Raw genomic sequence first — 18,809 nt, forward strand, 5'->3', positions numbered from 1 at the left:
ACGCACAATTTTATGATTCATTTTTGTGCCGATTTTGCACGCATAATAAAAAAGACACCCAATAACAGATGTCTTTTTTGATGGGTTTGTGGCAATTATTGACCTGCCGACTTGGCAGCTTCTTGCATGGCTTTCATTTGTGCTTCCATCATCGCTTGCTGTTCAGCTTGGATAGCCTTGGCATCGGTAACTTTTTTAAGCTCCAAAGTGAAAATCAGTACACTGTTTGGCCCAATCGTGCCACCCACGCCTTGATCGCCATACGCCAAATCTGCTGGGATATACAGCTCGTATTTGCCGCCTTCTTTCATCAATTGCAAGCCTTCAGTCCAGCCTTTGATTACTTGATTTAGCATAAATGGTACAGCTTGACCTTCTGATGTGTCAAACACTGTGCCATCAACCAATTTGCCTTCATAAGCGGCATATACGCCATCTTTGGCGGTTGGTGATTTGCCAGTGCCTTCGGTGATGACTTTGTATTGTAGGCCAGATGCGGTGGTTTTTACGCCATCTTTTTTGGCATTGTCCGCCAAGAATTTCTCGCCGTCAGCTTTGTTTTTGGCAGCGGTTTCTTGTTGTTTTTTGCTGGCTTCTTCGGTTTTGCGTTTTTCATAGCTTTCGCCAAGTTTTTGCACTTCTTCGGTATTCAAAGCACTCTCAGCACCATTATAACCGTCTTTAAAAGCTTTGTAATAAATGTCCAAATCCAGCTGATCTTCGATGCGTTTTAGTGTCTGACCTGCGTCATAACCAAAAACATAGCTCACTTTTTGCATTTCGGTGCTTTTTTCGGTAACGACAGTTGATTTTTCGCCTGCTTTTGGTGCGTCTGCTTTATCACCTTTATTACAACCTGTCAAAACCAAGGCGGCAGTGATGGCAGCGACTAATGCTTGTTTTTTCATAAAATCTCTCAAGTTTGGATAAACGAACAAAAATGAATAAAAATAACGCCCCATGATAGCAAAATTTGCCAATTTTTGCCATGACTATCCCAAAATTTTAAACGCATCTTGTATAATTATTGTTAAGATTGTTGAAGTCTTTTTGATGATGGGGCGTAAAAGGAAATTTTGGTGTTACAATCAACATCAGCTGTATCGTCATTTTGCCCAATTTATGGCAAAAATGCTCAGATGCGTCATCATTGTCATCATCATTTATCATGAGTAATATTTGGAAGTTTTCATGGATTTTAATAAAATTGCAATCTTTAACCAAGGGCTGCAAGGTCCCATCGGCTCAATTGTCGGTGCGATTGTGCTATTTATCATCAGCTGGCTGGCAGCACTGCTACTGGCGACGCTGACTCGCAAAACCTTATCAAAACTGGACATTAATGGGCGAATGCAACGCTCAACGGGCAGCGATTATCCTGTGGATAATTTGCTCGCCAAAATCGTCTTTTGGTTTGTGTTTGCCATCGGTATCTCGGCGGTACTCAATCAATTAAAAATTGACGCACTGTCCGTGCCGTTTAGCAATATGATCAATCAAGTGTTGTCGTTTTTGCCAAATCTACTGGCAGCGATTACTGTCGGCGTGATTGGCTGGCTGGTGGCAACCATCGCCAAAAACACCGCCAAAACCATGCTGGGCAAAGCGGTTTTGGACGAAAAATTATCCCAAGAAACCAACATCAAGCCACTGAGTGAAACCATTGCCGATATGCTGTACTGGTTTATCATGCTGATTGTGCTGACGATGGTTGTCGGTCGCCTTGGCTTGACTGGGCTGTTTACGCCGCTGACCAACATGATTGATAAGATTTTTGATTTTATCCCAAATCTGTTGATGGCAAGTTTGGTGCTGTTTGTTGGCTTGATTATCGCTCGTGCTGTGCGTGGCATCGTTACCAATATGATTGCTGGGCTAAACATTCAGGCATTGGCCGCCAAAGCTGGCGTTAGCGAACAAAACAATCTGCCAAATATCGCAGGTTCGGTGGTGTTTTTGCTCATCATTGTGCCTTTTACGATTGTGGCATTGGACGCTCTAAAGGTAGAAGCCATCTCACGCCCTGCTACCAATATGCTCAATAAAATCATGGAAACGCTGCCCAATGTCTTTACTGCAGCGGCGGTGCTGGTGGTAACTTATTTTGTGGTGCATCTGGTAGGCAATATCATCAAGGGCTTGTTGGCAAATACCCAACTGGACAGTCTGCCTGCACGCATTGGCTTACAAGGCGTTTTTGGCAATAAGCGTCTGTCAGAAGTGGTGGCTTGCGGCATTTTGTTTTTTGCCATGTTATTTGCCATCACTGCAGCGGCGGAGATTTTGGGCTTTGATCAAATCCGTGATGTGATTGCCATGCTGATTGCCTTTGGTGGTCAGATTATCTTGGGTGCGGTCATCTTGGCGGTGGGTTTTTGGCTTGCCAATATCATCGCCAACACTGTCCAAAACGCCGAACAAGGCTCACGCCTGCTGGCAAATATCGTGCGAGTGCTGATTATGGGCTTGGTGCTGGCGATGGGTCTGCGTGCGATGGGCATTGCCGATAGCATTGTCAATTTGGCGTTTGGTCTGACTTTGGGGGCTGTGGCAGTGGCGTTTGCTTTGGCGTTTGGCTTGGGTGGCCGAGAAGCTGCCGCACGCCTGCTAAAGCGTATCCAAGACAAAGCCGAAAACGAAGCGGACAATAAACTTGCCCAAAAAACCAATCATCAGGACGATTCAAATTTTTAATTTTAAATTGTTCTGATTTTGTCAAATGGTTAAAAAACAGCATTTTGGTTCAGCCAAGATGCTGTTTTTTGGTTTTAAGATTTAAATGGTTAAAATGATTTGATGGCAATTTAGTCGATAAAGCGTTTTTTAAATTTTTGCACAAATACCACAACAAGCCCCAGCAAATAACAAACACCAAAAACCACCGCCACGCCACAGGGTGCAAAAATCAAACCTGTAATTGGTGCCAGCCGCCTGCCAGTATCGCTGATGACCGCTCGCATGGCTTGTTCTTGTTCGGCGGTTTGTTCATCGTCAGTAAACCAGCCATTACCGTCCAAATCATAACTTTGTAGCACCGCTTGCAGATGATAATCGGTCAATGTCGCCGTCAAAATAATCAAGACATAAACAATGAACGATGCCAACAAAAACCGCCGCCAAAGCCGCCAACCTTTTATTTGCCCAAGCCGCCAAATAATAAACGGTGTCAATAAAAGTACGGTTAGCATGATATTTGTAAAAATTTGCCAAAATGCTATCATTTTTATATTCTTTAAATTTCAATAAATTTATTATTAAATATTAATCAAATCCCCAACATCTGACAAATAATCCCATAATGATCTTCGAACATCTGTGCGGCATCAAGCTGCGATAAGGGCAGCCAAAAAGCACGGTTGGCGTCATCACTGCCTTGCACGGCTGGCAGGCACTCTGCGTGCGGCAGCTCAAAATAGTACGCCATCGTTACGGTACGCCCACGCTGGCTGCGGTCTGGTGCATCAAACAGTCGCTGGGATTTGCAGCTATTAATCAGCGTCTGTTTATCCAGTTGGATCAAAGTTTCTTCGTAGATTTCACGAATGCAAGCGGTAAAAAAATCTTCACCACAATCCACAAAGCCGCCGGGCAATGCATACAGCCCTTGTCCGTACTCACCGCCACGCTCAATCAGCAGCAGATGCCCTGATTGGACAATCAACGCATCAGCAGTGATAAAGCTTGGCGTATAAGGAGCGGCTTGCCAAGCGGCTTGATAGGCTTTGATGTGGCGGACTTGCTGCTTTAGGTATTGATAGCTGGGCGTCTGGATAAACCGCTGCAAAAAATCGGCACTGGCATCGGTCAGCTGCTCATAAGCGGCACGGCGAGCAGCGCCATCATCGCCAAAATACGCTTGGCGAATCGGCGTGGCGGACAAATCGTGATGGCTATCCACCACAAATCGGCGATATTGCGGAAAGAGTGATAAATAATAAGAACTGTCGTCTTTGATATGTCCGATGATGGCAATTTGTTCATCTTTGGTATTAGTCGCGATACTTTGAATGGCGGATTGGACGCCCAGCAGCCATTTGTTATCATTATAAGTGGCATCGTTAATGCCGACACAGTGGATTTTTTGGCGTGTTTTGGCATCAAAACTGCCCAAAATCATCTCACGGCGTTCGTCCAGACTAAAAGGATTTTTTGGTGTGCGTGGGGCATTTGCCGAGCCGATTAGGACAATGACTTGCTTGGCGTGGCATAATGCACGCTCAATCACATAGCGATGCCCTTGGTGAAATGGCTGAAACCGACCAATAAAAACCAAATATTGCAATTGTGCCAAACTCATAAACCACCCAAAATTTAAAAAAATTCTCTTGATAAAGCTTGGCTATGTTACCATATAGGACAAGTATTTGTACACGAACAGGAAAAAACCATGAGCGAAACCCTATCCAGCAACATAAAAATCACCGAATCTGCCCAAGATTATCTTGCCGAACTGCTCGCCAAACAAGAAGTTGAAGGCATTGGCGTGCGGATTTTTGTTGAATATGCAGGCACACCCCGTGCCGAATGCTGCATGTCATATTGCCAGCCTGACGAAGTGGACGAAGCGGATTTACACATCAGTTATGACAAATTCACCGCACACATTGATGCCGACAGCGTGCCTTATCTACATGATGCAGTGATTGATTATAATAAAGATCGTTTTGGTGGTCAGCTGACCTTCCGTGCACCCAACTCAAAAGTGCCGCAAGTTGGTGAAAATGCCAGCATCGAAGAGCGTATCAATTATGTCCTGCAAGCGGAGATTAACCCAAGCCTTGCCAGCCATGGTGGTTCGGTGGAGCTGCTTGAAGTTATCGAAGACGAAGCAGGTCTGACAGCGGTGCTAAAATTTGGTGGCGGTTGCCAAGGTTGTTCGGCGGTTGATGTGACTTTGCGTCAAGGCGTGGAAGTGCAGCTTAAGCAGCAAATTCCGGAACTGACTCAAGTGGTGGACGAAACCGACCACAGCGTCTCGGACAATGCTTATTATAAATAATGGCATAATACCCAAAATTCATGATAACACCCACTCAATCCCTGCTATCATATAGCTTTGAGTGGGTTTTTTATGAAAAATAAAAAGTTTGTCCGCATTGTCATTCTAAAAACACCAAGAAAATTTGTCAAATGGTTAAAAACAGCATTTTGGTTCAGCCAAGATGCTGTTTTTATTTGGGATTTATATTATAACCACAATAAACCAACTCACTCAATAATCCATCACTTGGCTGTTTGATGAAGTTCTTGTAGTACTTGTAACAATTTCACCCTATCATAGCCTCGATACTCTTGACCATTCATTGTGCGGATTTGCAATCCATCAATCAAGCCAGTCGGCGGAAGATGACCAGCATATTTACCCTGCTTGTTTAGAATTATAACGGTTGGATAAGCAAAGACTTCATTGTGAAAACCCACATAAGATAAAGCCTGCAAACCATTGGTATAATCGCCATCAATATGAGCAATCACAAAATTATCCGCCACATAATGATTTAATTTTATAGCATTATCAATATCATCTTGGGCAATATTTTCATGCATTACCCACTCGGACAAACCATCATCACCATCACGCCAAACATAATCATGTGTTTGGACTTCGCCATTAAAATGCCTATCTAAAACATGACACCAAATGCACCACTCACCCCCATAGATTAACAACACATTTTTATTTTGTTGTTTGGCGGCATGAATGGCGTTTTTGATAATGACAACTTGGTCGCCGCATTCATCGTGCAATTTGGCAAGCCCATCACGGCAATTGGCATTTGGCGTTTTTGGGTAATGCTCTATGGGCTTGGTTTCCAGAGCGGTAGTTTTGGCAAACGAACAGGCAGTTATTGCCAAGCCAAATAATAAACCGATATAAGGTAATTTTTTCATATTTTCTGTCCTACAAAACAGCGAACAATTTTCATTGCTCGCTGTTTTTGTTAAACCATTGTCGGTTACCCACCAATCTTCTTATATTTCATACGCTTTGGTGTGGCGTCAGCACCGAGTTTGTCTTTACGCCATTTTTCGTATTCGGTGTAGTTGCCATCAAAGAACTCTGGCTCTTCGTTTTCAAACGACAAAATATGCGTACAAATACGGTCAAGGAACCAGCGGTCATGCGACACCACCATCACCGTACCAGGGAACACTTCCACCGCATCTTCTAAGGCACGCAAGGTCTCGACATCAAGGTCGTTTGACGGCTCGTCCAGCAGAATAACATTCGCCCCTTGTTTTAGGGTTTTGGCAAGTTGTAGGCGGTTACGCTCACCACCTGATAAGCTGCCCACACGCTTTTGTTGATCTTGACCTTTAAAGTTAAAGCGTCCGATGTAGGCACGGCTTGGCGTGGTGTATTCACCAACAGTAATCATATCCAGTCCATCTGAGACTTCTTCCCACACGGTTTTATTGTCGTCAAGCTCATCACGCACCTGTCCAACATAGGCGACTTTGACGCTCTCACCCACTTCCACCGAGCCAGTGTCAGGCTTGTCTTTGCCAGTAATCATGTTAAACAAAGTCGTTTTACCAGCACCGTTTGGACCGACAATGCCGACAATCGCCATCGGCGGCACGGTAAATGATAGGTTTTCGTACAACAAACGATCGCCAAATGATTTGGAAATGTTATTGACTTCAATCACTTTATTGCCAAGGCGTGGCCCCGGTGGAATATAAATCTCGGCAGTTTCGTTACGCTGCTGGAACTCTCGAGAGTTCATCTCTTCAAAGCGTTCTAAGCGAGATTTGGATTTGGCTTGCTGGCCTTTTTGGTTTTTGCGTACCCATTCCAGCTCTTGTTTTAGGGCTTTGGCAAAGGCTTCTTCTTGCTTTTGCTCTTGTTCTAGGCGTTTGTTTTTCTGCTCTAGCCATTCGGTGTAGTTGCCTTGGTATGGATAGCCATAACCACGGTCAAGCTCCAAGATCCACTCAGCGACATTATCAAGGAAATAGCGATCGTGGGTAATCGCCACAATCGTACCTGAATAGTCTTTTAAGAAACGCTCAAGCCATGCCACAGATTCTGCGTCCAAGTGGTTGGTCGGCTCGTCAAGCAGCAGCATATCAGGCTTGGATAATAGCAAGCGACACAGGGCGACACGGCGTTTTTCGCCACCAGAGAGTTTAGACACATCAGCGTCCCAAGGCGGCAGGCGTAGAGCGTCAGCGGCTTTTTCAAGCTGGGTGTTTAGGTTGTGAGCGTCCCACGCTTGAATAATGTCTTCCATTTTGCCCTGTTCGGCAGCCAGTTTATCAAAATCGGCATCAGGCTCGGCGTATTCGGCATAGATTTGGTTGAGTCGCTCAAGTGCGTCCAGTGCTTCACGCACGCCATCTTCGACATTGCCACGCACATCTTTGGCGGGGTCAAGCTGTGGCTCTTGGGGCAGATAGCCGACCTTAATGCCAGTCTGTGGGCGAGCTTCACCATTAAACTCAGTATCCACGCCTGCCATGATGCGTAGCAGTGTGGATTTACCTGCACCGTTTAGACCCAGCACGCCAATCTTAGCACCCGGGAAAAACGACAGCGAAATGTCCTTGAGAATTTCACGCTTGGGCGGAACAATTTTTGACACCTTGTTCATGGTGTAGATATATTGAGCCATATAAGTCCTTGAATTAAAAAGAAAATTTTACAGATTATCAATACTGACAAAATCGCATAGGTAACCGTCTATTATCGCATGGTTTAGACAGTGGAGCAAGTATTTAGCACAGAGCAGAGCAAATTTTCAACGCTTTGTTTTGGACGCTAATTTAAAAATTGTGCCTAAAATCTGATTTTAATTATGATAATTTTGTGATAGCATAAGAAAATCACAAAAACGGCATCAGCTTGATAGCCCAAATCCGCAGCCAAGCAAGCAGCCACTCACCCAACAGCCAAACCGAGATTAACCATGCAAATCATTCACAACACCGCCGAGCAACGCTTTGAGACCACCATCGATGGCATCACCGCCTATTTAAGCTATCAGGTGCTTGATGAGCAGACTTTGGATTATGACCACACCATCGTGCCGTCGGCTTTGGGCGGTCGTGGTTTGGGCAGTTTGTTGGTTCGCCACGCCTTAGATTATGCACAGGACAATGGCAAAAAAGTACTGCCCAGCTGCAGCTTTGTGGCAAACTATATCCAAAGACGCCCAGAATATCAGCCGCTACTGGCGACAGATGCCCCAGAATAACACTGACCAAATCACGCCAAAATAACAAACTTTTGCCATCTTAGGCGGTGTTTTTGCCAAAATTTTGGTAAAATGTCTGTCATTTTTTACCAGTGATTTTTACAATAACAATTTTTATCACCAATCACCAACCCAAGGAATATCATGAGCAGTCTTACCCCAAACCAAGTCAAACTACAACTGGAGCGACTACAAGGCTGGACACTGGACGGTAACAGCCTTGTCAAGACCTACCAATTCGCCAGCTTTGCCGATGCGATTGCCTTTATGACTCGTGTGGCGTTTTATTGTCAAGAATTGGAGCATTATCCCACTTGGGAAAACTGCTACCGCACGCTCAAAGTCCGCATTGGCGATGCCGACCAATACGAAGTGCATGGGCGAGACATTCAGCTTGCCAAGCGTATGGAGATGGCAAATGGCGTTATTTTTGACAATGATTAAATGATGAAAAATGAGCCGATTTGGCTCATTTTTTAGATATTGCAAGATATTAAATTATTGGGTTTGACACGAAACCATGCCGCTACCCACCGTTATGCAATTAGTTCTTGTAGGTCCAATGTTGTACAATGGCTGTATAGGTTGGATTTGTGGCGTACCCATCAATGCTATGCCAGTTGCAGCTTCATGATAAGCTTGTGCACGCTGCTGCATACCTGTTGCGTATGCATTTGATAAGCCACTTATAGCCTGCATAAAAGCGTCAGCATTCTCAACCGCCCTTTGTCTATCAAAAATCTCTCCTTGTACTTGGCGAGCATAACTGGAACAGTCAGCACGAGTAATTTTACCGTTAAACTGCTGCATATAGTGATTGTAATGCTTGTCCAAAACATCATTATCAACAATATAATTATTGATTCTAAAGCGGTATAAATTTACAGCTTCACTTGCCAATTGTGGACTTAACAACCCTGCATCATCACAGAGCGTTAGCATTGCACTATCTCTTGCGAATTGTTGATGCTGCTCAGGTGTCATAACGCTTGCACAGCCTGCCAAAATAACCAAAGATAGAGTTGCTAAAGTTAATTGAAGTATCCTTAACATCGTTAGTCTCCCAAAAAAAATCCTAAAATGGTATTATCCTATTTTAGAATAATAATGTCAATCAAGTTATTTATCTATGCTTGATTTTCATGAAAACCATTTACCAAGACCGCTATGCAAATTTAATCAACACATTGGTTTTAATAAGAAAAAATAGAAAACTAACCCAATTCCAAGTCGCACAACATTTAGGCAAGCCACAATCTTACATTGCCAAAATTGAAAAGCGAGAGCGAAAATTAGATGTGTTAGAATTTATCCAACTTTGTGAAACATTAGAAGTATCGCCAAGTGAAATTATCGCTCTTGTGTAATATTTCTATGCACAACCACCTATTTTTGCTACAATGCCCTACATATCCAAACTCCAAGCAAGGCGATCTTGCCATCGTATCGATCGATTTTTGATTGTTTTATTTAATATTCTTTTACTTGTAATATTCTTTTTTTATGACCACACACATTGACACCCGTTCGGTCAGCGATTTTACCGAATACGCCTATCTTAACTACGCCATGTATGTCATCATGGACAGAGCCTTGCCGCACATTGCCGATGGGCTAAAACCTGTCCAAAGACGCATCGTCTATGCCATGAGCGAGCTGGGACTTCGCCACACCGCCAAGCCCAAAAAGTCTGCTCGCACCGTCGGTGATGTGCTGGGCAAATATCACCCACACGGTGATTCTGCCTGCTATGAAGCGATGGTACTGATGGCACAGCCGTTCAGTTATCGCTATCCTTTGATTCATGGTCAAGGCAACTGGGGCAGTCCCGACGACCCAAAATCCTTTGCTGCCATGCGTTATACCGAAGCGAAGATGAGCCAATACGCCAATACGCTGCTGGCGGAGCTTGAGCAAGGCACGGTGGATTGGCAGGATAATTTTGATGGTTCGTTGTCCGAGCCAGTGACGCTGCCAGCTCGCCTGCCCAATATTCTGCTCAACGGCACAACAGGCATCGCTGTCGGCATGGCGACCGACATTCCACCGCACAATCTCAACGAAGTGGTCAAAGCCTGCATTCGCCTGCTAAAAAATCCTGAGCTGTCCGTCAAGCAGCTTACCCAGAGCATTCTTGCCCCAGATTTGCCGACCGCTGCCGAGATTATCACACCAAAAGACGAGCTGCTTGCCATGTATGAATCTGGCAAAGGCAGCTACAAAATGCGTGCCACTTATCACACCGACCCCAAACAAAAAAATTTGGTCATCATTGACGCCCTGCCTTATCAGGTGTCTGGCAATAAAATTGTCGAGCAAATCGCCAAACTGATGATTGACAAAAAACTGCCATGGGTCAATGAAATCCGTGATGAATCGGACAATACCAACCCTTGCCGCATCGTCATTGAGCTTAAAAAAGGCAAATTGGACATCGATAAAATCATGAGCCATCTGTTTGCCAATACTGACCTTGAAACCAATTACCGTGTCAATATGAACATGATTGGCACCAATGGCAAACCTGAAGTCAAAAACCTAAAAACCATCTTGGCAGAATGGCTGTCGGTACGCCGCAGCGTGGTGATTCGCCGTCTGCAATATCGCTTGGATAAGATTGATAAACGCTTGCACATTTTGGCAGGTTTATTGGTGGCTTATCTGAATATTGATGAAGTGATTGCCATCATTCGTGAAGAAGACGACCCAAAACTTGAGCTGATGACACGCTTTGGCTTAAGCGATATTCAAGCCGATGCGATTTTGGACATTAAACTGCGACAACTTGCCAAGCTTGAAGAAATCGAACTCAATGCCGAGCGTGATCGCTTGCAGGCAGAGCGTGCGGTGATTGCCGAGCAGCTGAATAATCCTGATGCCTTGACTGCATTATTAATCGATGAGCTGACCGCTGATGCCAAAGAACATGGCGATGCTCGCCGCTCGCCTGTGGTTGAGCGTGCCGAAGCCACCAGCCTAAAAGCCACCGAACTGGTGAGTAGTGAGCCGATTACGGTGATTTTGTCGCAAGCAGGCTGGATTCGCCTTGCCAAAGGGCATAATACCGAACCTGATAAGATGAACTACCGAGCAGGCGATGGCTATCTGACGCACGCCTTGGGCAAATCCACCGAACGGCTGATTTTGCTGGATAACACAGGGCGAAGCTACGGCTTGGACGCCATTCATCTGCCATCGGCTCGCACCCAAGGCGATCCCATCACCAGTCTGCTCAATCTTGCCAATGGCAATAAAATTGAACAGCTGCATTTTGCCAGTCCCCAAAATATCATCATGGCAAGCAGCAGCGGTTATGGCTTTATTAACAGTTTAAATAATCTGGACACCGCCCAAAAAGCGGGTAAAGCCAGCATCAATCTGGGCGATGGCAAACTGCTGCCCATCAGCGTGATGGCAGAGTCGGACAGTTTGGTTGCTGTCAGTGTGTCTAATGGCAATTTGCTGATTTTTCCAAGCGAAGAGTTGCCCATGCTCGCCAAAGGCAAAGGCAACAAGCTGGTCAATCTCAAGGCGGAAGAGACCATCACCGCCATCGCCAGTCTGTCAGCATCGGACAGCTTGGTCATCACCGCTGGCAAACGGACGCTCACCCTAAAACCTGCCGACATCGCCAATTACATCGCTCGCCGTGCCAGCCGTGGCACTGCCCTACCAAAAGGTTTTGGCAAAGTGGTCAGCATGGCAAAACTTAGCAAAGATGATGGCTAAAATCCAAACCGTTATCAAACAAAAACCGCTCAAAATTTGGGCGGTTTTTTGATGAATCAGCGATGGATAACATTTGCCAAATTTTGCCAATGTTTACAATCTGCTTACTTTGGCTTATCTTAAAATTGGCAAATTTAACCAGTTTAATCAAAGTTTTTATTTGACCAAAGTTTTATTTAAACAGCATCAGATTTGGCAAACACATACACGCAAAACTCGCCAGAGACGGCAAATTCTGCACACTGCTCAAGCATCGCACGGCGTTCTGGCTTGGCTTTGTAGGCGTATGGCGTCATGGCAATCAGGCTTTTGAGTGCTTGATTGTCAAGCTGCATCGGTGCGGTGATAAAATGCGTCTGAATTAGGCGAAATTTTGGCGACAGCAGTTGCACAAATTTGTCTGGCTGATGGGCAATCACTGTATCAAACAACGCCGCCCGCATGGCGTACAGATGACTGGGTGCTGGCGTCGCCACAACCAAAATCCCATCGCTTGCCAGCACTCGGTGCATCTCATCGACAGGTAAGGGGCTAAACAAACTGGTGCAAACCGACACCGATGCATCTGCCACTGGCAAAACCGCACCCGTCCCCACCACCCAAGTGATGCGATTGGCTTTGTCGGCTTTGGCGGCGATTTGCACGGCAGATTTGGCAATATCCAGCCCAATCACTTTTGATGTCGCCATCAGAGCTTGGGTGTAGTAGCCTTCACCGCAGCCAATATCTAGCACCGTCTGTGGCTTGATGGCCTGCACGATGTCAGCAACCGCCAACTTGAGCGGCTCATAATATCCTGCTGCCAAAAACGCACGGCGTGCCTGCACCGCTTCGATGGTATCACCCGGGTTTTTGCTTTTTTTGTGCTGAACGACATGCAGATTGACATAGCCTTCTTTGGCGACATCAAAGCTGTGGCCGTGCGTGCAACGGTAAGTTTTGTCAGTCAAAATCAGTGGCGTTTGGCAGATTGGGCAGGTAAGCATGGCATCATCAAGATAAAATTTGGCTTATTTTAGCACAATTTGGCGGCAAATTGGCTCGGTAAAATGCGGGGAAAATTTAGGCGAAATTTGATGGAATTGACAAACTGGCGATTTAATCAAATTACCAAATTTTTTAAAATTAAAAATCATTAAACGGTGAAATTACAAAACTGCCAATGGTTAAATATTAAATTATGAATTTATTAAAATGGATAAATTTCGTCAATTTAATTAATCATTATCAATCTATTAAAGACAGTGGTTAAAATGCCGTTATTTTTTGCCTGCCAAAACGCCACTGGCAATCACCAAGACAATGCCCACCAACGCCATCAACGGCAACACTTCACCAAACGCCACCACGCCATATAAAGTGGATAGCACCACCACCAGATAACTCAGTGCCGACACCATGAACTTTCGCCCCACCTTGTAGGCATGCGTCATCGCCAGCTGCCCTGCCATCGCCGATACGCCAATGCCAAACAAATACGGCAACATCGGCAAGCCAATCGGCGTCCAGCCTTGAATGCCACTCATCACCGCCGCCAAAACACTGGCAAGCAGCGAAAAATAAAACACAATCCGCCACGATGGCTCGCCAAGCAAAGACAGCTCACGCACCTGCAAATACGCATAGCCTGCAATCGCACCGCTTGCCAGACCGATGGCAGTCGGCAGCAGCCCTTGCCCCAAAATACTGGGGCGTAAAATCAACACAATGCCAACAAGCCCCAGTACCAGTGCAAACCAAGTCAGACGACTGGGGACTTGCCGCAGGATAATCACCGAAAAAATCGCCAAAAATATTGCCGAAGTGTAGCTAAAAGTAATGGCAGTCGCTAACGGCAAATGCACCAAACCAAAAAAGAACATAAACAAGCTGACACTGCCCGCCAACGACCGCCAAAAATGTGCCTGCCAATAACGAGTGGTGAACTGCTTGCCAGTCATCAACGCCTGCACGCCCAGCACCACTGTGGCAAACAGCACTCGCCAAAACACCAGCTCATACTCATGCATGGCAAACTTTACCCCTGTGGTCTTGACCAGCACGCCCATGATGGTAAAACAAATGGCAGCAACCACCATCCACAGTGAGCCTGTGGTTGAGCCAGTGTCAATATGGGCGGTGCGTGGGTGGTTTGTCATATTGGGGCGTCTTTGATGCAGCCAGCGACATTGCTATCACTGGCTAAGCTGAGCGGGCAAAATAATTCGATAAATAAAGATGAGTCAAAAGGCGTATTGTACTGGATTATTTGGCTGGCGTAAACCATGCCAAATCACTGGCTGCGACCGAGCAACTGACGCAGTAGCTCTATTTCTTTGTCTTTTTGGGCAAGCAGCTCGTCCTTGTGGGCGATGATAAGGTGCAGCTTTTCAATTTCTTGGCGACTGCCATAATAGCGGTTGGCATAGCTGCCATTATTATCACCGATTAATAACGCCACATCTCGGTCTTTTTTGAGTAATTCCACCACATCAATATTAAAGGTGTTGGCGATATTTTGTAAATGTTCAATGTTGATTTTGCTCTCGCCCCGTTCTAATTTGGCATAACCGTTTTTTGACATCGCCAATTTTTCTGCCATTTGCTCTTGGGTCAAATGTTGCTCTTTTCTTAATTGAGCAAGGTTTTTGGCAATATCCATGGGCTACCTTTTTGTGGGTAAAAGTGATGAAAAGTGGGTGGAAAAAATCAGGTTTATGGGTGGATTACACCAATCTCATTTTATAGAATGATAAAATATTTTGGTAATTTTAGCAATGTTTTTTTTGAGAGAAATAAGGATAATGTTATGGTTTTACCTTTGATTATAGGTGCAGCACTGATTGGCGGTCTTTGGTTTGTTGCTTCTCAATGGTCTGGCAAACATATTGCTGTACTGGGCGGTCGTGGTGTTGGCAAAACCACATTTATCGAATATCTAAAAACCAAACGCATTCGTTCAGATTATCACCAAACAGCCACTGTGGACAAATATGAAGCAATGAAGGTTAGGATTGAGGGGATTACCTTATACATTAGCAGTGGTTATGATGTTAGCGGTGCAAAAGGGAATCATGAAGAATGGAGAAAGCAAATTGAAAAAGCTGATATTGTGTTTTATCTTTTAGATATTAATAAAGTACTTAGAAAAGATGAACGATATATCAAAAACACCGAGCAAGATCTTGATGAGATCAAAGACTCGATTGCTAGACGCCAAGAAAAAATGACGGTCTTTTTGATTGCCAACCATGCCGATGAACAACCTGACTATACTAATAATTTTACCAAATTTGAAGAAAAAGTTGGCAAACAACGAATCTTGGAACAAGCGGTTATCAATCTTGGTGGCACAAAATATTGCAAAGTTATCATTGGCTCATTAAAAAATGAAGAACAAGCCAAAAAGCTGGTAACCAATATCCTAAAAAGCTATGATGCAGACAACAAAAAGTAAGGTTTATTGATATGAAACAGTTTAAACCCATCTATATTTATGCCCAGTCACTGGATAATAGCTCAGACGATTTGATGTACCAAATCACTCATGCAAACAAAGCAGTATTGACACAAATTGGCGATTTATCACAATCTCAGCAAATTATTGGCGATATGAATGCCGTAATTTCACACAAAACCCTTAAAAAACATATTGTTGATATTATCACCAATACCATTATCTCCAAAATTGGTGGAGAATATATCAAAAATAGTAAGGATTGCCTAATTTATCACAAAGACAATCAAATAGTCATCAATGTCAGAACTAATGAAACAGATAATTTGGGTCGGCGTTCTTTTATCCAGCTCTTGTTAGATACATCGAATTTGACACAAGCGGATCAAGATGGTTATTTTGATTATTTTTATGAGGGTTTTATGCAGTTTTGCAAAGAAACGGGCAGAACACCACAAAAAAATATAGATTTTATCAATATAATTAAACAGTTAATTTTTTCTGACTTAACAACAATTCGTGACAAAATCCAAAGTAAAAAAGGCGTTGATTTGCCCAAAATTTCAATATACATCATCGCTATTTGTATTGCTCTTTTGGTTGTTCTTATCATAAAAAGTTGCAATTCTTAATTTTTGTAGATATTTTTAGGATTTTATTATGTTTTATCATGATATTGACGATTTGCCTACTGATGTAAAACCCAACCATCTGATTGTCATTAGTTCACGAGATTTTGAAAAAGCAAAACAAACTCGGGAAACGGGGCAATTTTTGCTGGAAAGCGATAAGCATTTTTTGGTGATGCCAACCCAAGAAGAGTCTCGACAGCACTCCATCATCAGACCTTTGTATGAGAACAATTATTTGAAAGAAAATACCATTTTATTGCTGGATAAAAATCCACAAAATGGCAATTATTACCTGCCCTGTGAAATAGTAGCAGAGCGAAATATAAAAATGCAAATGTTACACCTACCGACTCTGTGCCAACACTTAGGGGCGAAACGTGTAAGCATCGTGCTAAATGAAAAAGCAGAAGAATGTCGCTCCATGGGTATTGATATTCGCACTAATGTAAAAGGAGTAAATGCCAACACAGGAACGAATTATACCAACGACCAAAACAGCAATAATCGTACAGACTTAGTCACAGAGTTTGACGGCTGTGATATGGACTTAGCAGCAGCCGAACAGCTTATGCATAAAGGTATTTTTGATGGCAATGATGAAATTATTGCATTTTATAATAGTGCCAAAAATCAAATAAATAGAATGCGAAGTCAAAGATTGCGTTGCAAAACAAGCCAAGACATTTCCAAACAGCTTAATATGTTTGCTAATGCAAATATCCCAATTCTGCAAACCATTTTTAATGCCGACACAAAAGCCCAGATGAAAAAGCTGCAATCATTAGAAATAGAATATGAAGTGATGTTTTAGTAGACCAATAAAAAGCCCAAAGGTTCTGGTGATATACCTTTGGGCTTAATATTTTGGGTTATTTATTTTATTAAACTTATGGGACTATCTCAGAGTGGTAACTGTGCTATACTATAAATGCGAAAATGGCTAATTGTTAATTAAAAAAACTGCAAGTTAAAAAGACTTTGATAACTCAAAGTCTTTTTTTTATCAACTTATCAATGCTCCCGAGTCGCACGAAACTCCACTTCAGGGTATCGCTCTTGCATCAGTTGCAGATTGACACGGCTGGGGGCAAGGTAGGTCAGATAGCCGCCGCCGTCCACCGACAGCTGATCATGGGCTTTTTTCTTAAATTTCTCAAACGCCACCTTATCATCACAATGCACCCACCGCACCGTGGCGATAGACACTGGCTCAAAGGTGCATTGCACTTTGTATTCTTCTGCCAAGCGATGTGCCACCACTTCAAATTGCAGCACGCCCACCGCCCCCAAGATCAGATCATTATTAATCTGCGGCATAAACACCTGCGTCGCCCCTTCTTCGGACAGCTGCTGTAAGCCTTTTTGTAATTGCTTGGATTTCATCGGATCTTTTAGCACCACACGGCGAAACAGCTCAGGAGCAAAGTGCGGAATGCCAGTAAAATTCAGCGTCTCGCCACTGGTAAAGCTATCGCCAATCTGAATCGTGCCATGATTATGCAGACCGATAATGTCGCCTGCGTAGGCTTCTTCGAGTGCTTCACGGTCGCCTGCCAAAAACATCAAAGCGTCCGATACTCGCACTTCTTTGCCGATACGCACATGATTCATCTTCATGCCACGCTCATATTTGCCTGAGCAGATCCGCATAAACGCCACACGATCTCGGTGCTTGGGGTCCATATTGGCTTGGATTTTGAACACAAAGCCAGTAAAATCAGGCTCGTCCGCCTTGACCGTGCGTTCTACCGCCGTATGATCTTTTGGTGCTGGGGCGTGATTGACCAAAGTGTCCAGCACCATATTCACCCCAAAATTGCCCAATGCCGTCCCAAACAGCACAGGCGTGATTTTACCGCTCAAAAACGCATCTTCGTCCCAGTCGCCAGCGGACAGCTTGGCAAGCTCCAGACTTTCTTCAAACTCATTAAACACCAGCTCGCCCAGTCGCTCACGCACATCGCTATGGTCGTAGCCGTCACGGATTTCAATTTCGGTAATTTCGCTGCCGTGGCCTTTTTTGTACATGTGCAATTTGTCATCATTGATATGATACACACCGACAAAATCCTGCCCCATGCCCATCGGCCAAGTAATCGGCACGCAGCGGATTTTTAGCACGCTTTCAATCTCATCAAGCAAAGCAAGCGGATCTTGGATTTCACGGTCAAGTTTATTGACAAAACTGATAATCGGCGTATCACGCATGCGACACACTTCCATCAGCTTAATCGTCCGCTCTTCTACACCCTTAGCACCGTCAATCACCATCAAAGCACTGTCCACAGCGGTCAGCGTGCGGTAAGTGTCTTCTGAAAAGTCGGCATGGCCGGGGGTGTCCAAGAGATTAACCATATGATTTTTATAGGGAAATTGCATCACTGATGTCGTGATCGAAATCCCACGCTCTTGCTCCATGCTCATCCAGTCAGATGTGGCGTGGCGGTCGGCTTTGCGTCCACGCACTTCGCCAGCGACTTGGATCGCCTTGCCCCAAAGGAGCAATTTTTCGGTCATGGTGGTTTTACCAGCATCAGGGTGGCTGATGATAGCGAAAGTTCTGCGAGTGTTGATTTGCTGTTGTAAGGCTGACATGATGTGATTTTTCTCAATAACAATGAACTAAAAATAAACAAAATTGCTCAATAAATTTTTGCAAATTATATCACAAAACTGCCCAAGATAGCGACAAAGCACCGTTGATCACGCCTGCGTGTTTTGGTTTTATAAACTGGCGTGCTAAACTTGTGTGCTAAAATCGATGTTTGGCAAATGCCAGTATCCGCCAAGCCAGCAATTATGCCACTGCCA

Annotated in this window: 19 protein-coding genes; 9 read left to right on the forward strand and 10 right to left on the reverse strand. The window is 44.3% G+C overall.

All coding sequences use genetic code 11. The features are described 5' to 3' along the window. Window positions 1-95: 95 nt before the first annotated feature. Window positions 96-908, reverse strand: a complete 813-nt coding sequence (locus ACFBZI_RS02610; RefSeq protein WP_375714897.1) for an FKBP-type peptidyl-prolyl cis-trans isomerase — start codon at window positions 906-908, stop codon at window positions 96-98. Window positions 909-1,191: 283 nt separating this feature from the next. Here ACFBZI_RS02610 and ACFBZI_RS02615 point away from each other — a divergent pair, with 283 nt between their 5' ends. Then, window positions 1,192-2,694 carry a mechanosensitive ion channel gene (locus ACFBZI_RS02615; RefSeq protein ID WP_375714898.1) on the forward strand — a complete coding sequence of 501 codons (1,503 nt, stop codon included), beginning with the start codon at window positions 1,192-1,194 and terminating at the stop codon, window positions 2,692-2,694. A gap of 110 nt (window positions 2,695-2,804) precedes the next feature. On the opposite strand, the gene ACFBZI_RS02620 is transcribed toward ACFBZI_RS02615, so the two are convergent. Together ACFBZI_RS02620 and ACFBZI_RS02625 are read right to left on the reverse strand one after the other, a co-directional pair. Then, window positions 2,805-3,188, reverse strand: a complete 384-nt coding sequence (locus ACFBZI_RS02620) for a hypothetical protein (RefSeq protein WP_375714899.1) — start codon at window positions 3,186-3,188, stop codon at window positions 2,805-2,807. Window positions 3,189-3,265: 77 nt separating this feature from the next. Beyond that, window positions 3,266-4,297 carry a bifunctional nicotinamide-nucleotide adenylyltransferase/Nudix hydroxylase gene (locus tag ACFBZI_RS02625; protein ID WP_375714900.1) on the reverse strand — a complete coding sequence of 344 codons (1,032 nt, stop codon included), beginning with the start codon at window positions 4,295-4,297 and terminating at the stop codon, window positions 3,266-3,268. A gap of 90 nt (window positions 4,298-4,387) precedes the next feature. Between ACFBZI_RS02625 and nfuA the strand changes: the two genes are divergently transcribed. Then, complete coding sequence (gene nfuA / locus ACFBZI_RS02630) at window positions 4,388-4,999, forward strand: Fe-S biogenesis protein NfuA (protein ID WP_375714901.1); 612 nt, start codon at window positions 4,388-4,390, stop codon at window positions 4,997-4,999. A 224-nt stretch (window positions 5,000-5,223) separates the two neighbouring features. Here nfuA and ACFBZI_RS02635 read toward each other — a convergent pair whose 3' ends face one another. Both ACFBZI_RS02635 and ettA read right to left on the reverse strand, forming a co-directional pair. Then, on the reverse strand, window positions 5,224-5,892 hold the full coding sequence (locus tag ACFBZI_RS02635) for a hypothetical protein (protein ID WP_375714902.1): 669 nt from the start codon (window positions 5,890-5,892) through the stop codon (window positions 5,224-5,226). 65 nt (window positions 5,893-5,957) lie between these two features. Next, window positions 5,958-7,619 carry an energy-dependent translational throttle protein EttA gene (gene ettA / locus ACFBZI_RS02640; protein ID WP_375714903.1) on the reverse strand — a complete coding sequence of 554 codons (1,662 nt, stop codon included), beginning with the start codon at window positions 7,617-7,619 and terminating at the stop codon, window positions 5,958-5,960. A 294-nt stretch (window positions 7,620-7,913) separates the two neighbouring features. On the opposite strand from ettA, the gene ACFBZI_RS02645 reads away from it, so the two are divergent. Both ACFBZI_RS02645 and ACFBZI_RS02650 read left to right on the forward strand, forming a co-directional pair. Further along, entirely contained in the window at window positions 7,914-8,201 is a 288-nt protein-coding gene (locus ACFBZI_RS02645) for a GNAT family N-acetyltransferase (RefSeq protein WP_375714904.1), read from the forward strand. Window positions 8,202-8,345: 144 nt separating this feature from the next. Then, window positions 8,346-8,645, forward strand: a complete 300-nt coding sequence (locus ACFBZI_RS02650) for a 4a-hydroxytetrahydrobiopterin dehydratase (protein WP_375714905.1) — start codon at window positions 8,346-8,348, stop codon at window positions 8,643-8,645. Between the two features lie 54 nt (window positions 8,646-8,699). On the opposite strand, the gene ACFBZI_RS02655 is transcribed toward ACFBZI_RS02650, so the two are convergent. After that, complete coding sequence (locus ACFBZI_RS02655; RefSeq protein WP_375714906.1) at window positions 8,700-9,254, reverse strand: hypothetical protein; 555 nt, start codon at window positions 9,252-9,254, stop codon at window positions 8,700-8,702. Window positions 9,255-9,343: 89 nt separating this feature from the next. Here ACFBZI_RS02655 and ACFBZI_RS02660 point away from each other — a divergent pair, with 89 nt between their 5' ends. Both ACFBZI_RS02660 and parC read left to right on the forward strand, forming a co-directional pair. Next, on the forward strand, window positions 9,344-9,568 hold the full coding sequence (locus ACFBZI_RS02660) for a helix-turn-helix domain-containing protein (RefSeq protein WP_375714907.1): 225 nt from the start codon (window positions 9,344-9,346) through the stop codon (window positions 9,566-9,568). Between the two features lie 136 nt (window positions 9,569-9,704). Continuing rightward, window positions 9,705-11,930: a DNA topoisomerase IV subunit A gene (gene parC, locus ACFBZI_RS02665; RefSeq protein WP_375714908.1), complete on the forward strand. Its 2,226-nt coding sequence runs from the start codon at window positions 9,705-9,707 to the stop codon at window positions 11,928-11,930. A gap of 176 nt (window positions 11,931-12,106) precedes the next feature. On the opposite strand, the gene ACFBZI_RS02670 is transcribed toward parC, so the two are convergent. From ACFBZI_RS02670 to ACFBZI_RS02680, 3 genes are all read right to left on the reverse strand, one after another. Continuing rightward, window positions 12,107-12,916, reverse strand: coding sequence for a putative RNA methyltransferase (locus ACFBZI_RS02670; RefSeq protein ID WP_375714909.1), 810 nt, complete (start codon window positions 12,914-12,916; stop codon window positions 12,107-12,109). A gap of 273 nt (window positions 12,917-13,189) precedes the next feature. Then, window positions 13,190-14,068: a DMT family transporter gene (locus tag ACFBZI_RS02675; protein ID WP_375714910.1), complete on the reverse strand. Its 879-nt coding sequence runs from the start codon at window positions 14,066-14,068 to the stop codon at window positions 13,190-13,192. Between the two features lie 134 nt (window positions 14,069-14,202). After that, window positions 14,203-14,571: a helix-turn-helix domain-containing protein gene (locus ACFBZI_RS02680; RefSeq protein ID WP_375714911.1), complete on the reverse strand. Its 369-nt coding sequence runs from the start codon at window positions 14,569-14,571 to the stop codon at window positions 14,203-14,205. Window positions 14,572-14,604: 33 nt separating this feature from the next. Here ACFBZI_RS02680 and ACFBZI_RS02685 point away from each other — a divergent pair, with 33 nt between their 5' ends. The 3 genes from ACFBZI_RS02685 to ACFBZI_RS02695 are packed head-to-tail and all read left to right on the forward strand — an operon-like array spanning window position 14,605 to window position 16,809. After that, a complete protein-coding gene (locus tag ACFBZI_RS02685; protein WP_375714912.1) occupies window positions 14,605-15,366 on the forward strand; it encodes a GTPase domain-containing protein in 762 nt (253 codons plus the stop codon). An 11-nt stretch (window positions 15,367-15,377) separates the two neighbouring features. Then, window positions 15,378-15,998, forward strand: a complete 621-nt coding sequence (locus tag ACFBZI_RS02690) for a hypothetical protein (protein WP_375714913.1) — start codon at window positions 15,378-15,380, stop codon at window positions 15,996-15,998. A 28-nt stretch (window positions 15,999-16,026) separates the two neighbouring features. Continuing rightward, a complete protein-coding gene (locus ACFBZI_RS02695) occupies window positions 16,027-16,809 on the forward strand; it encodes a hypothetical protein (protein WP_375714914.1) in 783 nt (260 codons plus the stop codon). 200 nt (window positions 16,810-17,009) lie between these two features. Here ACFBZI_RS02695 and ACFBZI_RS02700 read toward each other — a convergent pair whose 3' ends face one another. Next, entirely contained in the window at window positions 17,010-18,593 is a 1,584-nt protein-coding gene (locus ACFBZI_RS02700) for a peptide chain release factor 3 (protein WP_375714915.1), read from the reverse strand. Window positions 18,594-18,809 lie beyond the last annotated feature (216 nt).

The sequence above is a fragment of the Moraxella marmotae genome (genome assembly GCF_042219885.1).
GTDB lineage: Bacteria > Pseudomonadota > Gammaproteobacteria > Pseudomonadales > Moraxellaceae > Moraxella > Moraxella marmotae.

Coding starts and splice junctions, on each gene's coding strand:
- ettA (WP_375714903.1), bottom strand. CDS start 7,619: ATGGCTCAATATATCTACACCATGAACAAGGTGTCAAAAATTGTTCCG.
- ACFBZI_RS02610 (WP_375714897.1), bottom strand. CDS start 908: ATGAAAAAACAAGCATTAGTCGCTGCCATCACTGCCGCCTTGGTTTTG.
- ACFBZI_RS02700 (WP_375714915.1), bottom strand. CDS start 18,593: ATGTCAGCCTTACAACAGCAAATCAACACTCGCAGAACTTTCGCTATC.
- ACFBZI_RS02615 (WP_375714898.1), top strand. CDS start 1,192: ATGGATTTTAATAAAATTGCAATCTTTAACCAAGGGCTGCAAGGTCCC.
- ACFBZI_RS02660 (WP_375714907.1), top strand. CDS start 9,344: ATGAAAACCATTTACCAAGACCGCTATGCAAATTTAATCAACACATTG.
- ACFBZI_RS02625 (WP_375714900.1), bottom strand. CDS start 4,297: ATGAGTTTGGCACAATTGCAATATTTGGTTTTTATTGGTCGGTTTCAG.
- ACFBZI_RS02670 (WP_375714909.1), bottom strand. CDS start 12,916: ATGCTTACCTGCCCAATCTGCCAAACGCCACTGATTTTGACTGACAAA.
- nfuA (WP_375714901.1), top strand. CDS start 4,388: ATGAGCGAAACCCTATCCAGCAACATAAAAATCACCGAATCTGCCCAA.
- ACFBZI_RS02635 (WP_375714902.1), bottom strand. CDS start 5,892: ATGAAAAAATTACCTTATATCGGTTTATTATTTGGCTTGGCAATAACT.
- ACFBZI_RS02680 (WP_375714911.1), bottom strand. CDS start 14,571: ATGGATATTGCCAAAAACCTTGCTCAATTAAGAAAAGAGCAACATTTG.
- ACFBZI_RS02645 (WP_375714904.1), top strand. CDS start 7,914: ATGCAAATCATTCACAACACCGCCGAGCAACGCTTTGAGACCACCATC.
- ACFBZI_RS02650 (WP_375714905.1), top strand. CDS start 8,346: ATGAGCAGTCTTACCCCAAACCAAGTCAAACTACAACTGGAGCGACTA.
- ACFBZI_RS02620 (WP_375714899.1), bottom strand. CDS start 3,188: ATGCTAACCGTACTTTTATTGACACCGTTTATTATTTGGCGGCTTGGG.
- ACFBZI_RS02675 (WP_375714910.1), bottom strand. CDS start 14,068: ATGACAAACCACCCACGCACCGCCCATATTGACACTGGCTCAACCACA.
- ACFBZI_RS02690 (WP_375714913.1), top strand. CDS start 15,378: ATGAAACAGTTTAAACCCATCTATATTTATGCCCAGTCACTGGATAAT.
- parC (WP_375714908.1), top strand. CDS start 9,705: ATGACCACACACATTGACACCCGTTCGGTCAGCGATTTTACCGAATAC.
- ACFBZI_RS02655 (WP_375714906.1), bottom strand. CDS start 9,254: ATGTTAAGGATACTTCAATTAACTTTAGCAACTCTATCTTTGGTTATT.
- ACFBZI_RS02695 (WP_375714914.1), top strand. CDS start 16,027: ATGTTTTATCATGATATTGACGATTTGCCTACTGATGTAAAACCCAAC.